Here is a 23,483-nt window from a genome sequence, read left to right on the forward strand (position 1 = left end):
CCTCGGGTTCGATCCCCGATCAACCCTGATCAGCCCCGATCAACTCGCCACCCACTTAAGGCACTTCAGTGGACGTCACAACAAAAGCGACCACCAGCATCCGCACCAGGCTGCTGAGGATTCTGATCCTCGCCCTCGCGGTCCTGCTCGCCCTGCTCGGTATCGCGGCCGCCGACCAGATCTCCGCCTATCGCAACGCCTCCGCGACCGCCGACAACGCCCGCCTGGAAATCACCCTCCAGGGACTCGTGCACGAACTGCAGAAGGAGCGCGGGCTCACCACCGGATACGTCGGCGGCGTCCGGCAGTTCAGCGCCAAACTGCCCACGCAGCGCAAGGCGACCGACGCCGCGCGCGAGCAGCTGGACGTGGCCCTGAAGGGGCGCGAGGACTCGGCCGCCGGTTCCGTGCGCGAGTCCCTCGGCCGGCTCGACGGTCTCGCCGGCATCCGCAAGGACGCCGACGACGGCACCGGCGTGGTGAAGGACACCTTCGACTACTTCACCACCACGATCACCGTCCTCGACCGGCTCGACCTCGGTCTCGGCGACGTCCACGACGGCAATCTGCGCGATGCCTACCAGGCGCTCCAAGTCCTCGGCAACGCCAAGGAGTTCACCGGCGAGGAGCGCGCCATCGTGCTCGGCTCGGTGCGCGCCGGGAAGTTCCGCGGCACCGACTACAGCCGGTTCATGGAGATCCGTGCCGGGCGCCTCGCCGCCCTCGACGCCTTCCCGCGGTCGGCCACGGCCGTGCAGGAACGGCGGCTGAACACCGCCCTGACCACGCCCGACGCCGAGCGCGCGCTGGCGTACGAGAGCAAGGCGGTGCACGGCACCGGGAAGCTGAAGTCGAGCGCGATCCCGCCCATGGCCTGGTGGGACTCGACGACCTCCACCATCAACGGGATGCGGAACGTCCAGATCTCCCTCGGCACCGATGTGGAGAACAGGGCCGTCCAGTTGGAGAGTTCGGCCCAGCGCGATCTGCTGCTGTTCCTGCTGCTCGCCCTCGGCACGGTCGCCGCGCTCGCCGCGCTGGCCCTCGACTGCGTACGGTCCGTCTCCACGCCGCTGGTCGAACTCGCCCAGCAGGCACGGCAGGTGGCCGGGACCCGGCTGCCGCAGGCCGTGGCCGCCGTACAGGACGGGTCGTCCGGGCGGGCGCCGGAGCCGCCCGCGCCGTTGGCCGTCGCCGACCGGGCCGGGTCCGAAGTGCGGGAGGTGGCCGAGGCGTTCGACCGGGTGCAGCGGTCCGCCTTCGATCTCGCCACCGAGCAGGCCGTGTTGCGGCGCAACGCCACCGACTCGCTGGTGAGCCTGGGCCGTCGCAACCAGAACCTGGTGCGCCGTCAGATCAGCTTCATCAACAAGCTGGAGCACGAGGACGCCGACCCCGCGACCCTCGCCAACCTCTTCGAACTCGACCATCTGGCCACCCGTATGCGCCGTAACGCCGAAAGCCTCCTCGTGCTCGCCGGAGAGTCCAGCCCCCGCCCCTGGTCCACCCCGCTGGCCGTCAACGACGTGCTGCGCGCGGCGCTGTCCGAGGTGGAGGAGTACCGCCGGGTCACCCTGCGCCGGATCGAGCCCGCGTTCGTCACCGGCTCCGTGGTCGTCGAAATCGCCCATCTGCTGGCCGAGTTGGTGGAGAACGCGCTGAGCTTCTCGCCGCCGGACTCCGATGTGGAGATCGAGGGGCGGCGCACCAGCGCCGGCTATCTGGTCGCGATCGTCGACCACGGCTTCGGCATGGACAACCAGGCCCTCGCCGAGGCCAACGTACGGCTCTCCGGAACCGCCAGCTTCATGGCCGAACCCACCCGGTTCCTGGGCCACTTCGTGGTCGGCGCGCTCGCCCGCAAGTGCGGTATCGAGGTACGCCTCGGCGAGGCACCGGCGGCTGGTGTGGTCGCCCGGGTGCTGATCCCCGCGGCGCTGCTGACGGAGGCCCCACAGGGCAAGGCTGCGGACAAGCCGGTGCTGCCCGCGCCGCGCAACGAGGAGGACGCCGTGGAGTCGGTGACCGTCACGGCCGGGGCGAAGCCCGTCGAGAGCAAGGCCTCCGGCGCCAAGGGCGGCACCTCCGCCTCCCGTACCCGCAACGGACTCGTCAAGCGGCCCCAGCGCAGCGCGATCTCGGAGGCCGTCACCGAGACGGACCGGCCCAGCCGCCCGGCGCCCACCGGACCGACCACCGACCGCAGCCCCGAGGAGGTCTCCGGAATGCTCTCCACCCTGCGCAGCGCCCACATGCGCGGCGGCATCAGCGTGGAGAAGGAGAAGGAGAAGGCCAAGAAGTCCGCCGGACACAGCGAGGGTGACGCCAAGTGACCACTGTCGACACCCATCACGACTCCCAGACCTTCAACTGGCTGCTCGCCAACTTCGTCAAGAGCACCGACGGCGTACGCGACGCGGTCGCCGTCTCCTCCGACGGGCTGCTGATCGCCGTGTCGGACGGCCTCGGACGGACCGAGGCCGACCATCTCGCCGCGATCGTCTCGGGGTTGAGCAGTCTGGCGCGCAGCGCGTCCAAGCGGTACAGCTTCGACGGGGTCAAACTGATCATGATCGAGATGGGCCGGGGCTTCCTGCTCGTCTCGGCGATCAGGGACGGCAGCTGTCTCGGTGTCCTCGCCGACAGCAGCGGTGAACTGGGCCTGGTCGGCTACGAGATGGCGGTGCTCGCGGAGCGGGCGGGTGATCTGCTCACCCCGACGCTCATCGCCGATCTGCGGCAGGCGTTGCCGCGGTGAACGGTGAACAGCCCAGAGACGTAGAACCTGACGAGGACGCGACGTTCGTCCGGCCGTTCATCATCACCGGCGGCCGGTCCGAGCCTCTCCAGGCCGATCTGCGGCTGGAGACGCTGGTCGTCGCCGTCGGCGTGCCGGATCCGTCGCTCGCCTTCGAGCGGCGCCACATCGTCGCGGTGTGCGAACAGCCGACGACCGTCGCCGAGGTGGCGCACCGCGTCGGCGTACCCCTCGGAGTGGCCAAGGTGCTGATCTCCGACCTCGTCGTCGCCGGGCAACTCGCCTGCCGGCAACCCGCGGAGCTGCCGCTCCCGATGCTCGAAAGGATCAGGGACCATGTCCGGGCGCTCTGACAAGATCGTGCCGCTGGCCGTGAAGATCGTGGTCAGCGGCGGCCTCGGGGTCGGCAAGACCACGTTCATCGGGGCCATTTCGGAGATCGAACCCCTCGACACCGAGGCGGCGATGACCCAGGTCTCCGTGGGCGTCGACTCGTTGGAGGGCGTCGAGTCGAAGACCACCACGACCGTCGCGCTCGACTTCGGGCGGATCACGCTCGACCCGACGATCGCGCTGTATCTGTTCGGGACGCCCGGGCAGGACCGGTTCTCCTTCCTCTGGGACGACCTGGTGGAGGGCGCGCTCGGCACGGTGGTCCTCGTGGACACCCGGCGGATCGAGGAGTGTTTCCCGGCGGTCGACTACTTCGAGTCGCAGGGCGCGCCGTTCGTCCTCGCGGTGAACCGTTTCGACGGCGCCGAACGCTTCGACGTGGACGAGGTCCGGGAGGCGCTGGGGCTGGGCGCGGACGTGCCCGTGCTGGAGTGCGACGCCCGGAACCGGGACTCCGTACGGGATGTGCTCGGAGCCCTGATGGACCGGGTGATCGGTGTGCGCGCGACACCACGACGGCGTACGGCCACGCTGACGCGGTAGGTGTGGTGGAGGAAGCGCGGACGGAACCCGAGGGGAGGGGTGTGTGAAGGCGGAACGGGTGGAGCGGGAGAACACGTGAAGCGCACGGTCAGCGGGAGATTCAGACGACCGGGACGCGCAGTGGGTCAGCTCAACAGGAAGAGGACCACACTCGACCGAGGTCGATGTGGGAGCGCTTGACCAGCCACTGCTGCCGATTCATGAGCTAAGTGGAACAGGCATCCGGTGGGGCGTCAACCGAGATGAGACGTACTGCTCACAGTGTGGACTTCCTTGACACCGAGGGGAAACGGCGCCGTACAGTCGGTGGACGGTCCTGCTGAGGGGCTCGGCCGTACGGTGCCGCCCAGGCACCCTGTGTGAAGGCATTCGCCCGTGTTGCTCACGTCACGGAGTCTTCGCATGTCTTCCAACATTCCCACCCCCGTATCCGCCGTCCCGGGCACAAGGTCCTCGCTCGTGATCGTCGGGGCCGGGCCGCGGGGGACCGGCCTCATCGAGCGCATCGCCGCGAACGCTCCCGAGCTGTACGCCGAGGGCACCGAGGGTCTCGACATCCACCTCGTCGACCCCCATCAGCCGGGTGCCGGACGCATCTGGCGCGCGGCCCAGTCGCCGCTGCTGTGGATGAACTCGCACGCCGAGGACGTCACCATGTTCACCGACGAGACGGTGGTCATGGACGGCCCGGTACGCCCCGGCCCCACGCTGCACGAATGGGCCGCCATCGAGGGCTCCACCTTCGCCGACCGCCAGCTCCAGGGCGCCTATCTGCGCTGGGTGCACGAGGAGGCCGTGGCCGCGCTGCCGCCGGGCATCACCGTCCACCACCACCCGCAACGCGCCCTCAGGATCAGCGGCCCGCGCGAGGGACGCCAGCAGGTGTGGCTGGAGGGCCGCCCGCGCCCGCTCCTCGCCGACCTCGTCGTCCTCGCGATCGGCCACCTCGACGCCGAACTCGACCAGGACCAGCGCGAGTTGGCGGCCTACGCCCGCGCCCACGACCTCATCCACCTGCCGCCCGACTTCACCGCCGACAGCGACCTGTCCGCCCTCGCGCCCGGCGAACCCGTCCTCGTTCGCGGCTTCGGCCTCGCCTTCGTCGACCTGATGGTGCTGCTCACCGAAGGGCGGGGCGGACGCTACGACGGCGACACCTATGTCCCCTCGGGGCAGGAGCCGGTGCTGTACGTCGGGTCGCGGCGCGGAGTGCCGTACCACTCGAAGATCGGCTACGAGTGGAGCGGTGAGCGGCCGCCGCTGCCACGGTTCTTCGGGCCCGCCGAGGTCGACGCGGTGCTCGCGCTGCCGGGGGGCTTCGACTTCCGGCGGGACGTATGGCCGCTGATCGAGAAGGAGTTGGGGTTCGCGCACTACCACCGGCTGTTCGGTGTGCACCCCGAGCGGACGAGCATCGCCTGGACCGTCTTCGAGGAGAAGTACGCGACCGCGGAGCCGGCCGAGCGCGCGGCCCTCGTGGCGTCCGCGGTGCCCGACCCCGCCGACCGGCTCGACCTCGCGGCACTCGACCATCCGCTGGACGGGGTCCGGTACGCGTCGCACGAGGAGTTCCAGAAGGGGCTACGGGCGTATGTGGAAGGGGATCTGAGCCGTCGTCACGATCCCTCCCACAGCCAGGACCTGGCGGTCTTCCTCGGACTGCTGTCCGTCTACGGGCAGTTGATCCGGCTCGGTGACGTCGGGCCCTGGTGGCACGGCTTCTTCAGCTATCTCGCCTCCGGGCCGCCCGGACCCCGGCTGCGCCAACTCCTCGCGCTCTCCCGGGCCGGCGTCGTGCGGTTCGTCGGCGCGGACATGGCCGTGGCGGCCGAGGACGGGGTGTTCCGGGCGTCGAGCGCGACCGTGCCGGGTGTGACGACCGAGGCGCGGGCGCTGGTCGAGGCACGGCTGCCGGAGCCCACGGTCGGGCGGTCGATCGACCCGCTGCTGCGTGAACTGCACGCCGACGGGGCCGTGGTGGAGAGCCCCGAGGGACTGCTGCGGGTGGACCGCACCGACGGGCGGATCCTCGACAGGGCCGGACAGCCGCACCCCCGGCGGTTCGCGCTCGGGCCCTACACCGACGTACGGACGCCCGGCGCGTTCACCCGGCCGCGCACCGGCGGGCCGGCCTTCCGGCAGAACGACGCCACCGCGCGGGCCATGCTGACCTTCCTGCGCGACCTCGCGTGTCGGGCTGCCGCGTAACGCCCGATCAGGTCGGTGAAGTCCCGCGCCTCATCAAGGACTTGGCCCTCCCCGAGGCGCAAGGACTTGACCCTCGCCGAGGTGCTCCGAACGACAGGAAGGCTTTCCTCCCATGACCTCCTCGCACGGCCGGGGCCTGCATCTGGCCGCCGCCGTCGACCAGCGGTCGGCCTACGACGCCGGCTCCTACGTCGAGTTGGCGCGGCTCGCCGAGAGCGGCGGCCTCGACTTCGTGACGCTCGACGACACCTTCGCGCGTCCCGGACCCGACGCGCTCTCCGTCCTGTCCCGCGTCGCCCCGGTCACCAACCGGATCGGCCTGGTGCCCACCGTGACCGTCACGCACACCGAGCCCTTCCATGTGCAGGCCGCGGTCGCGACCCTCGACTGGGTCAGCCGGGGCCGGGCCGGCTGGCGGATCGACGTGTCGACCACCGAGGGCGAGGCCCGGCTCTTCGGCCGCCGGCACGCCGCGCCCGCCGACGCCCTGTGGCAGGAAGCGGGCGAAGTCGCCGAGGCGGCGGCCCGGTTGTGGGACAGCTGGGAGGACGACGCCGAGATCCGGGACACGGCCACCGGCCGCTTCGTCGACCGCGACAAGCTGCACTACGTCGACTTCGAGGGCTCCGGGTTCTCGGTCAAGGGCCCCTCGATCGTGCCGAGACCGCCGCAGGGCCACCCGGTCCGCGTGGTCGACGCCACCGAGGGCCAGGCCCGGCGGACGGCCGCCCGGTACGCCGATGTGGCCCTCGTCCGCGCGGCGAGTTCCGCGCAGGCCGGCGCCGTACGGGCCGAACTGCGGGCGTCCGCCGAGAAGTTCGGCCGCGACCCCGACAGCCTGCGGGTCCTGGTGAGCCTCGTCGTCGACCTCGGCGACGGCGAGCACGCGGCCGAACCGGGCCACGGCGGGGGCGGCCCCCGGCAGACCGCGCACGGTCCGCTGTACCGGGGCGGCCCGGTCGACCTCGCCGAACTGATCGTCGGCTGGCACGGCGACCGTACCGTCGACGGCTTCCACCTCACGCCCCTCGAACCCCGCCGCGACCTGGAACGGCTCGTCAACGGCACGGTCGCGCTGCTCCAACACCGGGGCCTGTTCCGCACGTTCTACCCGGGCAGCACGCTCAGGGAGCATCTGGGCCTGGCCCGGCCCGTCAACCAGTACGCCGTGACCGGGGGAGCGTCATGACCGTACGAAGGCCTGCTCGCAAGCAGATGCATCTGGCGGCGCACTTCCCGGGCGTCAACAGCACCACCGTGTGGGCCGATCCGCGGTCGAGGTCGCAGATCGCCTTCTCCTCCTTCGAGCATCTCGCCCGCACCGCCGAACGCGGGCTCTTCGACTTCTTCTTCCTCGCCGAGGGGCTGCGGCTGCGCGAACACAAGGGCCGTGTCCACGACTTGGACGTGGTGGGCCGGCCGGAGTCCCTCACGGTCCTGAACGCGCTCGCCGCCGTCACCGAGCGGATCGGCCTTGCCGCCACGGTCAACGCGACCTTCAACGAACCGTACGAACTCGCCCGCAGACTCGCCACGTTGGACCATCTCAGCGGTGGCCGGGCGGCCTGGAACGTGGTCACCTCCTCGGACGCCTTCACCGGCGAGAACTTCCGGCGCGGCGGCTACCTCGACCGCGCCGACCGCTACACGCGAGCGGCCGAATTCGTCGCCGTGGCAAGGGAGTTGTGGGACTCCTGGACCCCGGACGGACTCTCCCGCCCCTTCGCCCACCGGGGCCGACACTTCGACATCGCGGGCGAGTTCACCGTGCCGCGCGCACCGCAGGGGCACCCGGTCGTCATCCAGGCCGGGGACTCGGGGGAGGGCCGGGAGTTCGCGGCCCGCTCGGCCGACGTCATCTTCACGCGGCACGGCACGCTGGAGGACGGCCGCGCCTTCTACGCCGATGTGAAGGGCCGCCTCGCCCAGTACGGCCGGAGCGCGGACGACCTCAAGATCATGCCCGGCGTCACCGTCGTCCTCGGCGACACGGCCGCCGAGGCGCAGGAGAGGGCCGCCGAGATCCGGCGTCAGCAGGTCTCCCCGCAGAACGCGATCCTCGCCCTGGAGCAGATCTGGGGCACGGACCTCTCCTCCTACGACCCCGACGGCCCGTTCCCCGACGAGGACCCGGTGCCGGACGCGTCGCTCACCCAGGGCCGCAACCGGCACGGCGACACCGTCGCGACGGCCGAGAAATGGCGGGCGCTGTCCCGGGAGAAGGGGCTGTCCATCCGGCAGACCGTTATCGAGGCGAGCGGCCGGCAGTCCTTCATCGGCACCCCGGAGGCGGTCGCCGCCGAGCTGGAGACGTTCGTACGACAGGACGCCGCCGACGGCTTCATCCTCGTACCGCATCTCACCCCGGGCGGTCTCGACGAGTTCGTGGACCGGGTGGTGCCGCTGCTCCAGGAACGGGGCGCGTTCCGCACGGAATACCGGGGCACGACCCTGCGCTCACACCTCGGGCTCCCCGACCCGGCCGGGCAGGGGTGACCGCACGACGACAGAACCGAGCGCAGGATGATGGAGCTGACGGCATGACCTCGGACGCGGCCGGCGCATGGAAGCAGTGGCACGAGCACCGCACGGAGACGGTGTCGGCCCCCTATGGACCGCTGGCCCTGACCGGCACGCACTGGCTGGCGGACCATCCGGACGGTCGACTCCCTGATATTCCCGGCACCTGGGTCCTCGACGGTGACGCCGTCGTCCTCACCGCGCCGGCGGACGGGCGCACGGGACTGACCGTCGACGGGAAACCCTTCACCGGCGAGATCCGCCTCGGTGTGGACACCGGCCCGGTGAGCGCGGCCCGCGTCGGCCTCGGCGAGCGCCGGCTGGTCGTCCTGATCCGCGAGGGCGCCTGGTGCGTGCGCGACTACGACCCCGACTCGGCGACGCGCCGCGCGTTCCGGGGCATCGAGGCCACGCCGTACGATCCGAGCCGCTCGGTGCCGGGGCGCTTCACGCCGTGCGACACCTGGCGCATCGTGCGCGTCGGTACGGCGGACGGGGTCGAACGCGGGCTCGGACTCGCGGGTGAACTCGCCTTTCGGCTCGACGGGTTGGACGTGACGCTCCAGGTGGCGGTGCAGGACGACGGCAGGTTGTGGGCGGTGTTCGCCGACTCCACCAGCGGGGACGGCAGTTACCGGTTCCGGTTCCTGTACCCGGCCACGCCCGATGCCGAGGGGCGCACAACGGTGGACTTCAACCGGGCGGTGCTCCCGCCGTGCGCGTTCGCCGAACATTTCATCTGCCCTTTCCCGCCGCCCGGGAATACGCTGGGCCTCGCGATCGAGGCGGGGGAGCGCATCCTTCGGCAGGTGGGGCGGTGACCTGCGGTGGACCGGGTTGTGGACCACTGCTCAGGGGTGATCAACTCGCGTAGATCGTGGGCAAGTTGAAGGCCGCACGGCCGAAAGGCGCCCTTGCGCCCGGCGACCGGGCGGCCGAATACTCCCCCACAGCGCTTGTCAGGAGCACGACGTGTTCGAAAACCGGACGGCCGACCCTGACTGCGCCTCACGGGCCCCGACCCCACGCGGGCCCCCGAATTCCCCTAGGAGGGAACGAAACGTGAGGATCAAGCGCACCACCCCGCGCAGCGGAATCGCGAGACGGACCAGGCTGATCGCCGTGGCCACCGGATTCGTCGCCGCTGCCGCGTTCGCCGTCCCCACCGCGAGCGCGAGCGCCACTCCGACGTTCAGCGCGACCCAGCTCTCCGCGGCCAACTCGTCCGTGCTCAAGGCCGATATCCCGGGCACCGCCTGGGCGGTCGACAGCAAGACGAACCGTGTCGTCGTCACCGTCGACAGCACGGTCTCCCAGGCCGAGATCGCGAAGATCAAGTCGCAGGCGGGCTCCACCGCAGGCGCGCTCACCATCAAGCACACGGCCGGTCAGTTCAAGAGGCTGATCACCGGCGGCGACGCCATCTACGGCGGTGGCTACCGCTGCTCGCTGGGCTTCAACGTGCACAGCGGGAGCACGTACTACTTCCTGACCGCCGGTCACTGCGGTGAGGTCGCCTCCACCTGGTACTCCAACTCCGGTCAGAGCACGGTGCTGGGTACCAACGTCAGCTACAGCTTCCCGACCAACGACTTCGCCCTGGTGCGCTACACCGGCTCGGCCGCGCACCCGAGCTCGGTCGGCACCCAGACGATCAGCAGCGCGGCGACGCCCTCCGTGGGCACCACCGTCTACCGGCGCGGCTCCACCACCGGTACGCACAGCGGCCGGGTCACCGCCCTGAACGCCACCGTCAACTACGGCAGCGGCGACGTGGTGTACCAGATGATCCAGACCACCGTCTGCGCCGAGGGCGGCGACAGCGGCGGTCCCCTGTACTCCGGCACCGTGGCCTACGGTCTGACCTCCGGCGGCAGCGGCAACTGCACCTCCGGCGGTACGACCTTCTTCCAGCCGGTCACCGAGGCGCTGAGCTACTACGGCGTGAGCGTCGGCTGACGCCCGCCTGATCTCTTCCGCTCCGGACTGCAGCCGGCAGCGGGTGAGCCCCCGTACGCAACTGGCGTGCGGGGGCTCGCTCTTGTGCGTGGGGCGGGGTTACCGTCGTGGTAGGGCAAGCACCTGATGCGCCACGTCGGACCCTGGGGGCCGTGATGGTCGAGGAGCTGGTGACGGCGGGAGTGACACTCGCGTCCGTCGGAGTGGTCTACACGATGGCGGCGGCGCGGGTCGTCAAACAGTACGAGCGCGGTGTGGTGTTCCGGCTCGGCAGACTCCGGCCGGACGTGCGCGGACCCGGGTTCACCATGGTCGTCCCGTTCGTGGACAAGCTCCGCAAGATCAATATGCAGATCGTGACGATGCCGGTGCCCGCGCAGGAGGGCATCACGCGCGACAACGTGACGGTCCGGGTGGACGCGGTCGTCTACTTCAAGGTCGTCGACGCGGCGGACGCGTTGGTGAAGGTGGAGGACTACCGGTTCGCCGTCTCGCAGATGGCGCAGACCTCGCTGCGGTCGATCATCGGCAAGAGCGACCTCGACGACCTCCTCTCCAACCGCGAAAAGCTCAACCAGGGCCTGGAGTTGATGATCGACAGCCCCTCCATCGGCTGGGGCGTGCAGATCGACCGCGTCGAGATCAAGGACGTCTCCCTGCCCGAGACGATGAAGCGCTCGATGGCCCGCCAGGCCGAGGCCGACCGCGAACGCCGGGCCCGGATCATCAACGCCGACGCCGAGTTGCAGGCCTCCAAAAAACTCGCCGAGGCCGCCGAGCAGATGTCGGAACAGCCCGCCGCACTCCAACTCCGCCTCCTGCAAACGGTGGTGGCGGTCGCGGCCGAGAAGAACTCGACCCTGGTCCTCCCCTTCCCGGTCGAGCTGCTGCGCTTCCTGGAGCGCGCGGCCCCGGCCGCACCCGTGGCGCCCGCGGCGCCCGTGGCACCAGTTGCCCCCGTGGCGCCGCAACCGGTGCAGGAGCAACTCCCGCCCGCAGAGCCCCACTCGGATCCGGAGTCCGCGGGGTCGAATTCAGGACAGGGCTAGACCTCACTGGCTGATGGACGGTGCTCGCACGCGGTGTTTGCAGTGCGAACGGCCTGGGGTGACAGTGAACGGTCAAAGCAATGAGGGCGTGCGGCTGTGTCCCGCGCGCGACCTGAAGTCGACCTTGTGCGCCCCCTGTGCGGTTGGGAAGAGTGGGTGCCCGTCAACCTACCTTTCGGCCCCCCGGGCCCTCTGACCTGCCGGGCCGATCCCCCACAGGAGGACACGAGTTGAAGCACCGACGGATATTCCGGCGACGGGCGGTCGCGGCGGGCGCGGGCACAGCCGCACTGGTCGTCGCGGGAGTCACCTTGCAGAGTGCGAACGCCAGCGAGACCACGCGGGCGGCAGCACCCCACACCCTCTCGGCCCTGGCGGCCGGAAAGCTCGCCTCGACGCTCGGCGAGGACCTCGGCACCGACGCGGCCGGCGCGTTCTACGACGCGAAGACCAAGAGCCTCGTGGTCAACGTGCTCGACCAAGCCGCCGTCCACACCGTCCGTTCGGCCGGCGCCCGGGCGAGAATCGTCGAGAACTCCCTCGCCGAGCTGACGAGCGCCCGTACGGCCCTCAAGCGGGACGCGACCATCCCCGGCACCTCGTGGGCGACCGACCCCACCACCAACAAGGTCGTCGTCACCGCCGACCGCACGGTCTCCGACACCGAGTGGACCAAGCTCACCCAGGTCGTCGACGCACTCGGCGGCACGGCCGAACTCCAGCGCACCAAGGGGGAGTTCAAGCCCTTCATCGCGGGCGGCGACCCCATCACCGGCTCGGGCGGCCGCTGTTCGCTCGGCTTCAACGTGGTCAAGGGCGGCGCGCCCTACTTCATCACCGCCGGGCACTGCACCGAGGCCATCTCCACCTGGACCGACTCCAGTGGCAACCAGATCGGCACGAACGAGCGGTCGAGCTTTCCGGACAACGACTTCGGCCTGGTCAAGTACACCTCGGATGCCGCCCACCCGAGCGCGGTCGACCTCTACAACGGCTCCTCGCAGACCATCACCCACGCCGCCGACGCCACCGTCGGCGAGAAGGTGACCCGCAGCGGCTCGACGACCCAGGTGCACACCGGCACGGTCACCGGCCTGGACGCCACCGTGAACTACGGCAACGGCGACATCGTCAACGGCCTCATCCAGACCGACGTCTGCGCCGAGCCCGGTGACAGCGGCGGCTCCCTGTTCGACGGCGACGCGGCGATCGGCCTGACCTCCGGCGGCAGCGGCGACTGCACCTCGGGCGGCGAGACCTTCTTCCAGCCGGTCACCGAGGCGCTGTCGACGCTCGGGGCGCAGATCGGCTAGCGGTAGCAGTAGCGGTACGACGGTGAGGTCCCGCCCCGCGCGCGCGAGGGGCGGGGGTCATCGCGTCCGTACGGTCCGCTCAGCGCGTGGGCCAGTACCACAGCGGTTCGTCGAGCGGGCCCTCGCGCCCCGCCACCGTCGTCTGCCCGAACTCCTTCACCAGCTCTGTGGAGTTGACGTCGAGACGATGCCGTATCGCGCCCTTCCGGAGGGCGTCCGCGAGGGGTCTGGCGTGGGTGACCACGATGATCTGGGTGTGCTTGCCGGCGGTGAGGATCAGCTCGGCGAGCGGGGGGATCAGGTCCGGGTGGAGGCTCGTCTCCGGCTCGTTCAGCACCAGCAGCGACGGTGGCCGGGGTGTCAGCAGCGCCGCCGCCCACAGGAGATAGCGCAGGGTGCCGTCCGACAGCTCGGCGGCGGTGAGCGCGCGCAGCAACCCGTGCTGGCGCAGGGCGAGTTGGAAGCGTCCGCCGAGGTCGGCGATGTGCACCCGGCTGCCGGGGAAGGCCGCGTCCACGGCCGCGTCCAGCGCCGCGCCGTCACCCACCTCGCGGATCGTCTGCAGGGCGGCGGCCAGATCGGAGCCGTCACCGCTGAGCACGGGTGTCCGGGTGCCGATCCGGTCGGCGCGGGCCGGCGCGTCCGCGTCGGTGCGGACATGGTCGTAGAACCGCCAGGACCTGATGAACTCCCGTACCGCGAGGACGTCGGGTGCGTGCTGGGGGTCGGCCAGTTCGCCGAGCATGCTGTCGTACGGGCGCAGGGTGCCGTGGGCGCGGGACCAGCCGCCGCTCGCGCCGCGCAACTTGACGGCGGCGCCCGCGCGGTCGGAGAGGACCGAGGCGGGGCGCAGTACGGGGCCGCTCCAGATGGACTCGCGTTTGATCTCCGGGTCGAGGTTGAACATCGACGGCGCGCTGCCCGACCCCGAGGTGGGACTCGGATGCCCGAAGTCGACCGCGTATCCGAACTCGTCGCCCGCGAAGCCCAGTCGCAGACTGACCGGGCCCGAGCGGGCCGTGCCCTGCACGGGATGCAGTCCCTCGCGCACCGCGCGACTGATCTTCTCGGGGCCGGCCCACAGGACCGACGGCAGCCCGCCCTCCCGCGCGAGCGCGGCGACGGCGCCACCGCGCGCGGACTCGGCGAGCAGACGCAGCGCGCGGTAGAGGCTCGACTTGCCCGTGCCGTTCGCCCCCGTGATCACGTTCAGCGTGGTCAGCGGGACGATCAGGCGGCGCAGGGAGCGGTAGTTCTCGACGGCGAGGGTGCTGATCATTCGTCCAGGGTTGCAGACGGGTCTGACAACGCCGGTCGGTCCAGGAGGTGCTCGTGCTTTCGGCGCAGTGTCGCCGCCAGCAGGGTGACCACGATCCCGGCGAGCGCCCACGCGGAGAGGACCAGCAGCGGGCCGGTCACGGCGTTGCCCTTGAAGTAGGCGATCGAGCGGGCCACCCAGGTCCCGGCGCCCGGCGGCAGCGCGGGCCCGATCGCGTTCCAGAACGGCGGCAGCAGCGGCAGCGGGAAGGCGCCGCCCGCGCTCGGGTTGCCCGCGATCACCACCAGCAGGATCGCCAGCCCGATGCCCACGACCCCGAAGACACCCTGCAGCCCGAGGGTCGCCGCCCCCACGGCGAACGTGATCAGCGCGCCGAGCCCCCAGAAGGCCGGCACGCTCCCCGGCAGCGCGCCCAGGACCGGCCCGACGATCACCGCGCCGCCGAGACCGCCGGCGATCGCGACCAGCGCCATGGTGACCAGCCGGATCACCGCGCGGCGCGGGTTGGCGGGCCGGGCGCCGGTGCTGATCGCCAGGATCGACGCGCAGAGATAGCCGCCGACGCACCAGCCGACGACCAGGTAGAAGGACGACAGCCCGTCGAAGTCCTGGGCGGAGGCCGGGGCCACGTCCACCGTCCGGACCGTGCGCTGCTCGGTCCGCTCCAGGGTGGCGGTGATGGTCTCCAGGGTGGTGGCGAGGACCGTGCCACCGCCGGTGGCGACCAGGAGTGTGTCCTTGATGCCGCGCGTGTCGATGACGAGAGCGCCGTCGATGTCCCGGTTCAGGATCTGCTGCCGCGCGGTCGCCGCGTCGGACACCGCGCGCGGGTCGAGCGGTGAGCCGGGCAACCGCTTCAGCCGGGCCACCGTCTGCTCGGCCGTGACCTGAGGAGCGACGACCCCGAAAGCCACGTCCCTGGGCTTCGGATTGTGGAGCGCGCCTACGTAGGAGGCGATGAAGAGCAACTGAAGAGCGACCACACCGATGACGAGCAGGGTGGCCCGCAGGCTGACCGCGTCCTTCACCTCCCCGAAGAAGGACGTACGGGACGTACCGGCACCCGGGGTCTCTGTCATGTCCCCACGGTCTCGGCGGCAGGGGGTTCGCGCAGGCGGTAAGGGGCCGAACGGATGTCGTACACCTGTTCGGAATGGATGCTCGGAAGAGATTTTTCCCCAACTGCCCGGCCCGGGCGGGGAGCTGACGGAGTGGTGTCTGTTTCGGACACCGCGCACCTCCCCAAAGAATCGTTTGCATGTTCGAATGAGGTCGCTGACCGGGGCTGATGGGGTTAGGGTAATCGAACGGGCGTGCGATGAACATATCGGGCGGATGGCCGAAAAGGGGTGGAGTGATGGAGGTGCGGCATGGCGGGCTTCGCCCATCTGCACGTCGCGTCCGGTTACTCCGCCCGCTACGGCGCCTCCCACCCCGAGCAGCTCGCCCGGCAGGCGGCCGAACGGGGCCTGGCGACGCTCGCGCTCACCGACCGGGACACGGTCACGGGGATCGTCCGGTTCGCGCGGGCGTGCAAGAAGGAGGGGGTCCGGCCGCTCTTCGGCGTCGACCTGGCGGTGGAGGCCCTGGCGCCCCCGCCGCCCGGTCGGCGGCGTCCGACCCCCGCGCGGGGTGGCGCGCATGTGATCGAACCGCCCCTGCGGTTCGTACTGCTCGCCCAGAACCGGGAGGGATGGGCCCGGCTGTGCCGCATCACGTCGGCGGCTCACGAGGGCGCCCTGTCCGGTACGGCGCCGGTGGTGCCGTGGGAGGCGCTGCGCACGTACGGCGGCCCCGGACTGACCGTCCTGCTCGGGCCGCTCTCGGAGCCGGTGCGGGCGCTGTCGGTGGGCCGGGAGGACGTCGCGATGAAACTGCTGGCGCCCTGGAAGGAGGTCTTCGGGCGGGGGATCCGCTTGGAGGCCGTCGCGCAGAAACGTTTCAGCGAAGGTCCGGGCTCCCTCCGCCTGGCCGCCCGCACCCTGGCGCTCGCCGACCGCACCCGCACCACCGCCGTGCTCTCCAACGCCGTCCGCTACGCCGACCCCGACCAGCACCGCCTCGCCGACGTCCTGGACGCCGCCCGGCTGCTGCGCCCCATCGACCGGCGCCGCCTGGACAGTGGGCAGCGCTGGCTCAAGGACGAGAAGGAGATGACGGTCGTGGCACGGATGATCGCCGAGTGCGCCGGAGCGGACGTCCGCCGGGCACGCCGTCTGCTGGCGGACACCGCGCACACGGCGGAGGCGTGCGCCGTGGACCCCGCGGACCTCGGCCTCGGCAGACGGCACTTCCCGGAACCGTCGCTGTTCGGTGTGGGGGCGGAGTCGGGGCTGAGGCCGGGGTCGGGTGGCTCGGGACCGGAGGCGGGCGGCACGGCGCGGCTGCTGCGGCGGAAGTGCGAGGACGGTCTGGTCCGACGCGGCCTCGACCGCGACCGGGCGGCACGCGACCGGCTGGAGGAGGAGCTCACCGTCATCTCCCACTGGAACTACGACGCGTACTTCCTCGCCGTCGGACAGGTCGTCGCCGACATCCGGGCCAAGGGCATCCGGGTCGCCGCCCGCGGCTCCGGCGCCGGTTCACTGGTCTGCCACGCACTGGACATCGCCACCGCCAACCCGCTCGACCACAGCCTGCTGTTCGAACGCTTCCTGAGCACCCGCCGCGAATCGCTGCCCGACATCGACATCGACGTGGAGTCCGCCCGCCGCCTGGAGTGCTACGACACGATCTTCGAACGCTTCGGCAAGGAGCGGGTGGCGGTCACCGCGATGCCCGAGACCTACCGCGCGCGCAGGGCGCTGCGCGACACCGGTCTCGCCCTCGGTATCGCTCCGGCCGACGTCGACCGGATCGCCAAGAGCTTTCCGCACCTGCGCGCCTCCGACATCACCAGCGCGCTCGCCGAACTGCCCGAACTACGCCAACTCGCAGGCGAGGCACACCGGTTCGGCCCTCTGTGGGAACTCGCCGAAGGCCTCGACTCCCTGATCCACGGCATGGCCATGCACCCCTGCGGAGTCGTCATCAGCGACGCGACCCTCCTGGACCGACTGCCCGTGCAGCCCACCCCCCAGGGCGACTACCCCATGGCCATGGCCGCGAAGGAGGAGATCGAAGCGCTCGGCAACATCAAACTCGACGTCCTCGGCGTCCGTATGCAGTCCGCGATGGCCCACGCCGTCACCGAGATCGAACGCACCACCGGTGACCGGATCGAGCTCGACGACCCCCAACAGGTGCCGCTGGACGACGTGTTCGCGTTCAAGCTCATCCAGGAGAGCCAGACGCTGGGTCTGTTCCAACTCGAATCTCCCGGCCAGCAGGACCTGTTGTCCCGGCTCCAACCCCGTGACGTGCAGGACGTCATCGCCGACATCAGCCTCTTCCGTCCGGGGCCGGTAGCCGGGGGCATGCCCGAGCGGTACATCGCCGCGCGTCATGGCGGTACGCCGGTGTATGCGCACCGGGACCTGGAGCCGGTGCTCGCCGACACCTACGGCGTGACCATCTGGCACGAGCAGATCATCGAGACCCTCCGCGTACTGACCGGCTGCGACCGGGCCTTCGCGGAGATCACCCGGCGGGCCCTCGGCGACAAGGACCAACTGCCCCGCATCAAGGACTGGTTCCACAAGCTGGCACGCGCGCGCGGCTACAGCGCGGCCGTCCGGGACGAGGTCTGGGCGACCGTCGAGGCCTTCGGGGCCTACGGCTTCTGCCGTGCCCACGCGGTCGCGTTCGCCGTACCGGCGTTGCAGAGCGCCTGGTTGAAGGCGCACTATCCGGCGTTCCTGCTGGCGGGGTTGCTCGAACACGACCCCGGGATGTGGCCCAAGCGGGTCCTGGTCTCCGACGCCCGGCGCCGGGGTGTGCCGGTGCTGCCCGTCGACATCAACCGCTCCCGGGTGCGGCACACCGTGGAGATGACCGAGAAGGAGGAGTGGGGCGTGCGGCTCGCGCTGTCCGGGGTGCGCGGTATCAGCGAGGAGGAGTGCGCGCGGATCGAGGAGGGGCAGCCGTACGGATCGCTCTCCGATTTCTGGCAGCGGGCCCGGCCCAGCAGACCGGTCGCCGAACGGCTCGCGGAGATCGGCGCGTTGACCTCTCTGCACGACGGCCAGCTCACCCGGCGCGATCTGCTGCTCCAGATCACCGAGCTGCACCGGCAGTCCCGCAACCGGACCGCGGGAGCCGGTCAACTGCCCATGGACACAGGCGCCGTTGGGGGAGCGGAGCCGAGCGGGCTGCCGGAGATGACCGGACGTGAAGCACTCAACGCCGAGCTGAGCACCCTTGGCATCGACGTTTCCAAGCACCTCATGGAGCATCACCACCGGCTGCTGCGCGAGATCGGCGCGACGGACGCGGCGCACCTGGCCGAACTGCGCGCAGGTCAGCAGGTGTTGGTCGCCGGGGTCCGTGCCTCCACCCAGACCCCGCCGATCGCGAGCGGCAAGCGGATCATCTTCGTCACCCTGGAGGACGGCTCGGGCCTGGTCGACCTGGCGTTCTTCGAGGACTCCCACCCGGCCTGCGCGCACACCGTCTTCCACAGCGGACTGCTGCTGGTACGCGGCACGGTCCAGGTGCGGGGCACCCGTCGTACCGTCGTCGGTTCCATGGCCTGGGACCTGGACGAGATCGCCGCCGCCCGCCGCGACAACGGCCCCGAAGCCGCCCTCGCGCTCCTCGGGGCGAGCCGTCCGCATCCGACCCCCGCCCAGCCGCACCGCACCCTGGCCAACGGCACCACCGGCGCCCGTCTGCATCCGTACGCCGACCTCCAGCCCGCCGGCACCCGCTCGGCCGACCTGAAGAAGTTCGGCCACCGAAGCCCAGGGAGCGCGGGATGACCGTGCGTCGGCGGTACATCGCCCACTTCCATCTGCATGCCGCGCTGAGCGAGGCTCAGTACGACGACCTGGTTGAACTGGTGTCCGGATTCACGCCTCACGTCCAGGCCGTTCCGCCCAACGCCCTTCAGGTGGACCTGACTTCGGCGCTCCGGTACTTCGACATGTCCGCCTACGACGCGGTCCAGACGGTGAAGATGAGACTGAAGGCCCTCTACGACATCGACAGCAGCGCCGGGCTCGCGGGCAACCGCATGCTGGCGGCGATGGCCGCCGACGCGTCCGCGCCGGGGGACACCACCCACGTGCCCACCGGAGAGGCGGCCGACTGGCTGTACCCCCGGCCGGTCACCGCGCTGCCCGGGATCGGCCGCGCCACGGCGGACACGCTGCGCCGGTACGGTCTGCACACCATCGGCCAGCTCACCGACCTGCCTCCGGCGACCCTGCAACGGCTCCTCGGGGCAGGCCAGGCACGGCTGTTGACCGAGCGCGCCCGCGGCCACGACCCCCGCCCGGTCGTCCCCGCGGAACCGGCGGCGCACATGGCCGCCGACCTGGCCCTGAGCCGGGACTGTCTGGACCCGGCCCAACACCACCGGGCCGTCCTGGGACTTGCCGACCGGATCGGCCAACGCCTGCGCGGGGAAAGGCAGTTCGCGAGCCGCCTCACCCTCACGGTCCGCTACGCCGACCTCCCCCACTCTCAACTTCGTTCGAGCGGGGGGACCCCCACGTCCACCACGCGCACCCGCGCCCTGCCGGAATCAACCGACCACTCACCCGCCCTCGCGTCCACCGCCCTGGGCCTGTTGACCTCCCTGGGACTGCAACGCGCCCGCGTCCGCGCCTTCGTGCTCCGCGCCGACGGCCTGCGGCCGGCCGGCAGTGCCTACCGTCAGCTCTCCATGGATCCCGCCGCCGATCGCGCCCGCGCGGTCGAGGCCGCCGCGGACCGGGCCCGCCGACGCTTCGGGCCGGAGGCCGTACGCCCGGCCGCGCTGGCCGACTGACCTCCGCCGCCGACAACCGCCCCTGCGCTCAGGGCTGTTGGTTCGGGCTCCTGGAGTCGTCGCGTGATGACCTGGCGGGCGGCCCGTTTCCGTCCTTCGTGGTGGCGTGTCGGACGGTCGGCTCCGGTCAGGGACGAAAGGGTGGCAATGATCCCTTTCTGAAGGAGCGAGAATGCCCGAAGTCACCGAGCCGTACGCGCCCGGTACTCCCTGCTGGGTGAGTTTGACGGCGAAGGACCAGCAGGCCGCGCTGGACTTCTACCGTGACCTGTTCGGCTGGCAGGGGGAGATCGGCCCGGCCGAGTTCGGCGGGTACGCGATCTGCACGCTGACCGGCAAGCCCGTGGCCGGCATCAGTCCGACGATGCCGGTCGGGGACGCGCCGGAGCCGCCGCCGGCGTGGACCACCTTCCTGGTCGGCACCGACGCCCGGGCCACCCAGGACGCGATCGTCGCCGCGGGCGGCAGCCTGCTCGCCCCGGTGGCGGACATCGGCACCAGGGGCCGCATGCTGGTGGCCGCCGACCCGCAGGGCGCGGTGTTCGGCGTCTGGCAGCCCGTCGACTTCCCCGGCGCCCAGGTGGTCAACGAGCCCAGCGCGCTCGTGTGGAACGAACTGCGCACCAGCGACGTGTCCGGCGCCGGCGCGTTCTACAGCACGGTGTTCGGCGTCAGCGTCACGCCGATGGGCGGCACGGAGTCGTACTGGACAGTGGAGGCCGACGGCCGGTCGGTGGGCGGCGTCACCACGCTCGACGAGGAACCGCCCGGCACCCTGCCGTACTGGCGGACCTACTTCGCGGTCGACGACGCGGACTCCACCGTCGACGCCCTGGTCAAGGCGGGCGGCAACGTGCTGGTTCCGCCGTCGGACCTGGCGGCCGGCCGCACGGCCGTGGTCACCGACCCCCAGGGCGCCCGCTTCGCCGTGATCAAGGCGACCCCGATGTAAGTCACCCGGCGCGCACACCGGCGGCTCGGGGACCCACCGACACGTGGGTCCCCGAGTGGCACCAACAGCTTTTGCCGGGCCCGGTGGACTGCCGTACAGAGGCGCGAAGCCTCGCATCGCACGCCCCCTTGACGGGCAGGAGAGCGGTGACGGGTCGGCATAGGCGTCGGCTGCAACCACAAGCTCAGGGCTTGAACGCCACTCCGCCGTACATCCCGATCCGGTCGTCCCCGGCGAGGACCTGCTCGTCCGGCCGCCACTGCGACAGCGGCACCAGGCCGGGGTCGATCAGTTTCAGGCCGTCGAAGAACGCGGCGATCTCCTTGCCGCTTCGCACGGCGGTCCTCACCGACGATCGGGCGTAGGTCTTCGCCGTCGCGCGCACCCCGTCCGGGTCCAGGTCGGCGGTCACCTGCGACAGCACCAGCACACTGCCCGGGGCGACGGCGTCCATCAAGGTGCGCACCGCGCCGTAGGGGTCGTCCTCGTCGATGACGAAGTGCATGACCGCGACCAGCAGCACCGCGACGGGCCGGTCGAAGTCCAGGCGGCCGCGTACCTCGGGATTCTGAAGGATCTCCGCCGGACGGCGGACGTCCCCGGCGACGATCGTCGCGCCCGACGGCGCGGGCTCCTCGCCGTGCGCGCGGGCGTACGCCAGGACGGTCGGATCGTTGTCGACGCCGACGATCCGCGCGTCGGGCCGCACCGACAGCGCGGTCTCGGCCGTGCTGCCGGGGGCGGGCAGGCCGATGCCCACGTCCAGGAACTGATCCACGCCGGTCAAGGCCAGGTGCCGTACGGCGCGGGTCAGGAAAGCGCGGTTGACGCGGGCGAAGTCCCGGACCGGCATCGCCTCCAGGGCCTTCTCCGCAGCCGCGCGATCGGCCGGGAAGTGGTCCTTGCCGCCGAGCAGATACGAGTAGATGCGTGCCGGCGTGGCCACGGTCGGGTCGATCGCCGGCGGCGTCCCGTGCGGGGCGATCGGGTCGCCGTTCAACGGCTCCGAGTCCGGCACGTCGTCCTCCACCCCGTCGACATTCCTCCGACGACCTGAGGGTAGCGCGGGGTCGTCAACGCTGCCGGACCTGCCGGAGCCGTCAGCAAGCCGGCGTGCTCGACCACCCGTGGATTTCGGGTGCACGTGCTGGTCTGCATCGGTTTCCTACCGTTGGCGGCGGTCGTCGTTCCGCACCCGCCAGGCCCGCACCAGCAGGAAGAGCCCGATCAGTGCGGCCGCCACGCCCAGCACCGCGTACTGGCCGTGGCCGGACATGGCCGAGCCGTTCATCGCGCCGGTGCCCTGCGCGATCCAGACCGCGCCGAGCACGACGAGGATGATCCCCCCGACACCACGGACCACCATGGACACTCCATTCCTCGCACCGGTACGTCCGCGGCGGCACCCGCCCGCGTCCACCGCCCAGCTTCGTCCCGTTCGGTGCGACCGGGGCGGTCGAAAACCTTACGGAACGGGAACGTCGTACCGACTGACGTGCTGAGGGGACGTCAACTGTCCGACGCGGTGGGGGCCCTGGGTCGAACTGCTCGGCGAGAGTGAAGTGCGCGTGTTGTGTGACCGTTTGTGGCGTATTGCGCCCTACGGTCCCCTCAAGCCCGCCTGGTGACTGGTTATCACTGGAAGTTTTTACTGACGCGTAACTTCACACTTCACCTACTCGCTCGTAACTTGACGAGTGAACAGCATTCTTGTGATCCGGATCACAGGGCGTAAGGCCGTCGCAACTCCCTTGAGCCGCAAGGAGATCACACGATGCTGCCCTGGAAACGAGTGCTCAGACCCCTGACCGCACTGCTCCTGACCGCCGCGGTCGCCGCTCTCCCCACCGCCGCCCACGCGGCGAGCGCCCCGAGCACCGGCTGGAACGACTACAGCTGCAAGCCCTCCGCCGCCCACCCCGATCCGGTCGTTCTCGTACACGGAACGTTCGCCAACAGCACCGACAACTGGCTGGTTCTCGCGCCGTATCTGGAGGCCCGCGGCTACTGCGTCTTCTCCCTCGACTACGGCCGGCTCCCCGGCGTCCCCCTCGTCTACGGCCTCGGCCCCATCGACAAGTCGGCAGTACAACTCCAGACGTACGTCGACACGGTGCTCGCCGCGACCGGCGCGGTCAAGGTCGACCTCGTCGGGCACTCGCAGGGCGGGATGATGCCCCGCTACTACCTCAAGTTCCTCGGCGGAGCCGCCAAGGTGGACACCTTCGTCGGTATCGCGCCCGACAACCACGGCACCACCCTGGACGGCCTCACCAAACTCCTGCCGTACTTCCCCGGCGCCGAGGACGTGATCTCGGCGGCGACTCCCGCCCTCGCCGACCAGATCGCCGGCTCGGCCTTCCTCACCAAGCTGAACGCGGGCGGCGACACCGTCCCCGGCGTGCACTACACGGTCATCGCCACCCGGTACGACGAGGTGGTCACGCCGTACAGCAGCCAGTTCCTGAGCGGGTCAGACGTGCACAACGTGCTGATCCAGAACCTGTGTTCACTCGATCTCTCCGAGCACGCCCTGCTCGGGCTGACGGACCGGATCGCCTTCCACGAGGTCGCCAACGCCCTCGACCCCGCCCGCGCCACCACCACCAACTGCCTGTCGGCACTGAGCTGATCGCA

19 protein-coding genes are annotated in these 23,483 nt (G+C 70.9%); 15 read left to right on the forward strand and 4 right to left on the reverse strand.

Annotated features, from left to right (window positions below; translation table 11 throughout):
* Window positions 1–68: 68 nt before the first annotated feature.
* The 11 genes from ACIRRY_RS26690 to ACIRRY_RS26740 all read left to right on the forward strand — a co-directional run bounded on the left by ACIRRY_RS26690 (window position 69) and on the right by ACIRRY_RS26740 (window position 12,743).
* A complete protein-coding gene (locus tag ACIRRY_RS26690; protein WP_403977104.1) occupies window positions 69–2,333 on the forward strand; it encodes a nitrate- and nitrite sensing domain-containing protein in 2,265 nt (754 codons plus the stop codon).
* Window positions 2,330–2,758 (forward strand): roadblock/LC7 domain-containing protein, encoded by a 429-nt coding sequence (locus tag ACIRRY_RS26695; protein WP_403977106.1) that lies wholly within the window; start codon window positions 2,330–2,332, stop codon window positions 2,756–2,758. The genes ACIRRY_RS26690 and ACIRRY_RS26695 overlap by 4 nt, the downstream gene beginning before the upstream one ends.
* A complete protein-coding gene (locus ACIRRY_RS26700; protein ID WP_033286270.1) occupies window positions 2,755–3,111 on the forward strand; it encodes a DUF742 domain-containing protein in 357 nt (118 codons plus the stop codon). The genes ACIRRY_RS26695 and ACIRRY_RS26700 overlap by 4 nt, the downstream gene beginning before the upstream one ends.
* Window positions 3,095–3,694 (forward strand): GTP-binding protein, encoded by a 600-nt coding sequence (locus ACIRRY_RS26705; protein WP_403977108.1) that lies wholly within the window; start codon window positions 3,095–3,097, stop codon window positions 3,692–3,694. The genes ACIRRY_RS26700 and ACIRRY_RS26705 overlap by 17 nt, the downstream gene beginning before the upstream one ends.
* Before the next feature lie 402 nt (window positions 3,695–4,096).
* Complete coding sequence (locus ACIRRY_RS26710; protein ID WP_403977110.1) at window positions 4,097–5,902, forward strand: FAD/NAD(P)-binding protein; 1,806 nt, start codon at window positions 4,097–4,099, stop codon at window positions 5,900–5,902.
* Window positions 5,903–6,014: 112 nt separating this feature from the next.
* Window positions 6,015–7,091, forward strand: coding sequence for an LLM class flavin-dependent oxidoreductase (locus ACIRRY_RS26715; protein WP_403977112.1), 1,077 nt, complete (start codon window positions 6,015–6,017; stop codon window positions 7,089–7,091).
* On the forward strand, window positions 7,088–8,398 hold the full coding sequence (locus ACIRRY_RS26720; protein ID WP_403977114.1) for an NtaA/DmoA family FMN-dependent monooxygenase: 1,311 nt from the start codon (window positions 7,088–7,090) through the stop codon (window positions 8,396–8,398). Before ACIRRY_RS26715 ends, ACIRRY_RS26720 begins: the two co-directional genes overlap by 4 nt.
* Window positions 8,399–8,442: 44 nt before the next feature.
* The gene (locus ACIRRY_RS26725) at window positions 8,443–9,243 is read left to right on the forward strand and encodes a DUF1684 domain-containing protein (protein ID WP_403977116.1); all 801 of its coding nucleotides are present in this window, start codon (window positions 8,443–8,445) and stop codon (window positions 9,241–9,243) included.
* Window positions 9,244–9,484: 241 nt separating this feature from the next.
* On the forward strand, window positions 9,485–10,381 hold the full coding sequence (locus ACIRRY_RS26730) for a S1 family peptidase (protein WP_403977120.1): 897 nt from the start codon (window positions 9,485–9,487) through the stop codon (window positions 10,379–10,381).
* A gap of 155 nt (window positions 10,382–10,536) precedes the next feature.
* Window positions 10,537–11,430: a slipin family protein gene (locus tag ACIRRY_RS26735; RefSeq protein WP_403977592.1), complete on the forward strand. Its 894-nt coding sequence runs from the start codon at window positions 10,537–10,539 to the stop codon at window positions 11,428–11,430.
* Between the two features lie 230 nt (window positions 11,431–11,660).
* Window positions 11,661–12,743, forward strand: a complete 1,083-nt coding sequence (locus ACIRRY_RS26740) for a S1 family peptidase (RefSeq protein ID WP_403977122.1) — start codon at window positions 11,661–11,663, stop codon at window positions 12,741–12,743.
* 79 nt (window positions 12,744–12,822) lie between these two features.
* Here ACIRRY_RS26740 and ACIRRY_RS26745 read toward each other — a convergent pair whose 3' ends face one another.
* Together ACIRRY_RS26745 and ACIRRY_RS26750 are read right to left on the reverse strand one after the other, a co-directional pair.
* On the reverse strand, window positions 12,823–14,022 hold the full coding sequence (locus ACIRRY_RS26745; protein WP_403977124.1) for an AAA family ATPase: 1,200 nt from the start codon (window positions 14,020–14,022) through the stop codon (window positions 12,823–12,825).
* Window positions 14,019–15,101, reverse strand: coding sequence for a DUF3533 domain-containing protein (locus ACIRRY_RS26750; RefSeq protein ID WP_403977126.1), 1,083 nt, complete (start codon window positions 15,099–15,101; stop codon window positions 14,019–14,021). The genes ACIRRY_RS26745 and ACIRRY_RS26750 overlap by 4 nt, the downstream gene beginning before the upstream one ends.
* 291 nt (window positions 15,102–15,392) lie before the next feature.
* Here ACIRRY_RS26750 and ACIRRY_RS26755 point away from each other — a divergent pair, with 291 nt between their 5' ends.
* From ACIRRY_RS26755 to ACIRRY_RS26765, 3 genes are all read left to right on the forward strand, one after another.
* On the forward strand, window positions 15,393–18,881 hold the full coding sequence (locus ACIRRY_RS26755) for a DNA polymerase III subunit alpha (protein ID WP_403977128.1): 3,489 nt from the start codon (window positions 15,393–15,395) through the stop codon (window positions 18,879–18,881).
* Complete coding sequence (locus ACIRRY_RS26760) at window positions 18,878–19,894, forward strand: DNA polymerase thumb domain-containing protein (protein WP_403977130.1); 1,017 nt, start codon at window positions 18,878–18,880, stop codon at window positions 19,892–19,894. Before ACIRRY_RS26755 ends, ACIRRY_RS26760 begins: the two co-directional genes overlap by 4 nt.
* Window positions 19,895–20,066: 172 nt before the next feature.
* The gene (locus tag ACIRRY_RS26765; protein WP_403977132.1) at window positions 20,067–20,846 is read left to right on the forward strand and encodes a VOC family protein; all 780 of its coding nucleotides are present in this window, start codon (window positions 20,067–20,069) and stop codon (window positions 20,844–20,846) included.
* 184 nt (window positions 20,847–21,030) lie between these two features.
* Here ACIRRY_RS26765 and ACIRRY_RS26770 read toward each other — a convergent pair whose 3' ends face one another.
* A complete protein-coding gene (locus tag ACIRRY_RS26770; RefSeq protein ID WP_403977134.1) occupies window positions 21,031–21,876 on the reverse strand; it encodes an SAM-dependent methyltransferase in 846 nt (281 codons plus the stop codon).
* A 135-nt stretch (window positions 21,877–22,011) separates the two neighbouring features.
* Window positions 22,012–22,212 carry a hypothetical protein gene (locus ACIRRY_RS26775; RefSeq protein ID WP_403977136.1) on the reverse strand — a complete coding sequence of 67 codons (201 nt, stop codon included), beginning with the start codon at window positions 22,210–22,212 and terminating at the stop codon, window positions 22,012–22,014.
* Between the two features lie 408 nt (window positions 22,213–22,620).
* Here ACIRRY_RS26775 and ACIRRY_RS26780 point away from each other — a divergent pair, with 408 nt between their 5' ends.
* Window positions 22,621–23,478, forward strand: coding sequence for an esterase/lipase family protein (locus ACIRRY_RS26780; RefSeq protein WP_403977138.1), 858 nt, complete (start codon window positions 22,621–22,623; stop codon window positions 23,476–23,478).
* The last annotated feature ends 5 nt before the right edge of the window (window positions 23,479–23,483 follow it).

It is taken from the genome of Streptomyces sp. NPDC101776 (assembly GCF_044766845.1).
In the GTDB taxonomy this organism is placed as follows: domain Bacteria; phylum Actinomycetota; class Actinomycetes; order Streptomycetales; family Streptomycetaceae; genus Streptomyces.

What these genes read in the sequence shown, in the direction of transcription:
- ACIRRY_RS26705 (WP_403977108.1), top strand. Translation starts at nt 3,095, where the DNA reads ATGTCCGGGCGCTCTGACAAGATCGTGCCGCTGGCCGTGAAGATCGTG.
- ACIRRY_RS26710 (WP_403977110.1), top strand. Translation starts at nt 4,097, where the DNA reads ATGTCTTCCAACATTCCCACCCCCGTATCCGCCGTCCCGGGCACAAGG.
- ACIRRY_RS26715 (WP_403977112.1), top strand. Translation starts at nt 6,015, where the DNA reads ATGACCTCCTCGCACGGCCGGGGCCTGCATCTGGCCGCCGCCGTCGAC.
- ACIRRY_RS26720 (WP_403977114.1), top strand. Translation starts at nt 7,088, where the DNA reads ATGACCGTACGAAGGCCTGCTCGCAAGCAGATGCATCTGGCGGCGCAC.
- ACIRRY_RS26725 (WP_403977116.1), top strand. Translation starts at nt 8,443, where the DNA reads ATGACCTCGGACGCGGCCGGCGCATGGAAGCAGTGGCACGAGCACCGC.
- ACIRRY_RS26735 (WP_403977592.1), top strand. Translation starts at nt 10,537, where the DNA reads ATGGTCGAGGAGCTGGTGACGGCGGGAGTGACACTCGCGTCCGTCGGA.
- ACIRRY_RS26745 (WP_403977124.1), bottom strand. Translation starts at nt 14,022, where the DNA reads ATGATCAGCACCCTCGCCGTCGAGAACTACCGCTCCCTGCGCCGCCTG.
- ACIRRY_RS26750 (WP_403977126.1), bottom strand. Translation starts at nt 15,101, where the DNA reads ATGACAGAGACCCCGGGTGCCGGTACGTCCCGTACGTCCTTCTTCGGG.
- ACIRRY_RS26755 (WP_403977128.1), top strand. Translation starts at nt 15,393, where the DNA reads ATGGCGGGCTTCGCCCATCTGCACGTCGCGTCCGGTTACTCCGCCCGC.
- ACIRRY_RS26760 (WP_403977130.1), top strand. Translation starts at nt 18,878, where the DNA reads ATGACCGTGCGTCGGCGGTACATCGCCCACTTCCATCTGCATGCCGCG.
- ACIRRY_RS26765 (WP_403977132.1), top strand. Translation starts at nt 20,067, where the DNA reads ATGCCCGAAGTCACCGAGCCGTACGCGCCCGGTACTCCCTGCTGGGTG.
- ACIRRY_RS26775 (WP_403977136.1), bottom strand. Translation starts at nt 22,212, where the DNA reads ATGGTGGTCCGTGGTGTCGGGGGGATCATCCTCGTCGTGCTCGGCGCG.
- ACIRRY_RS26780 (WP_403977138.1), top strand. Translation starts at nt 22,621, where the DNA reads ATGCTGCCCTGGAAACGAGTGCTCAGACCCCTGACCGCACTGCTCCTG.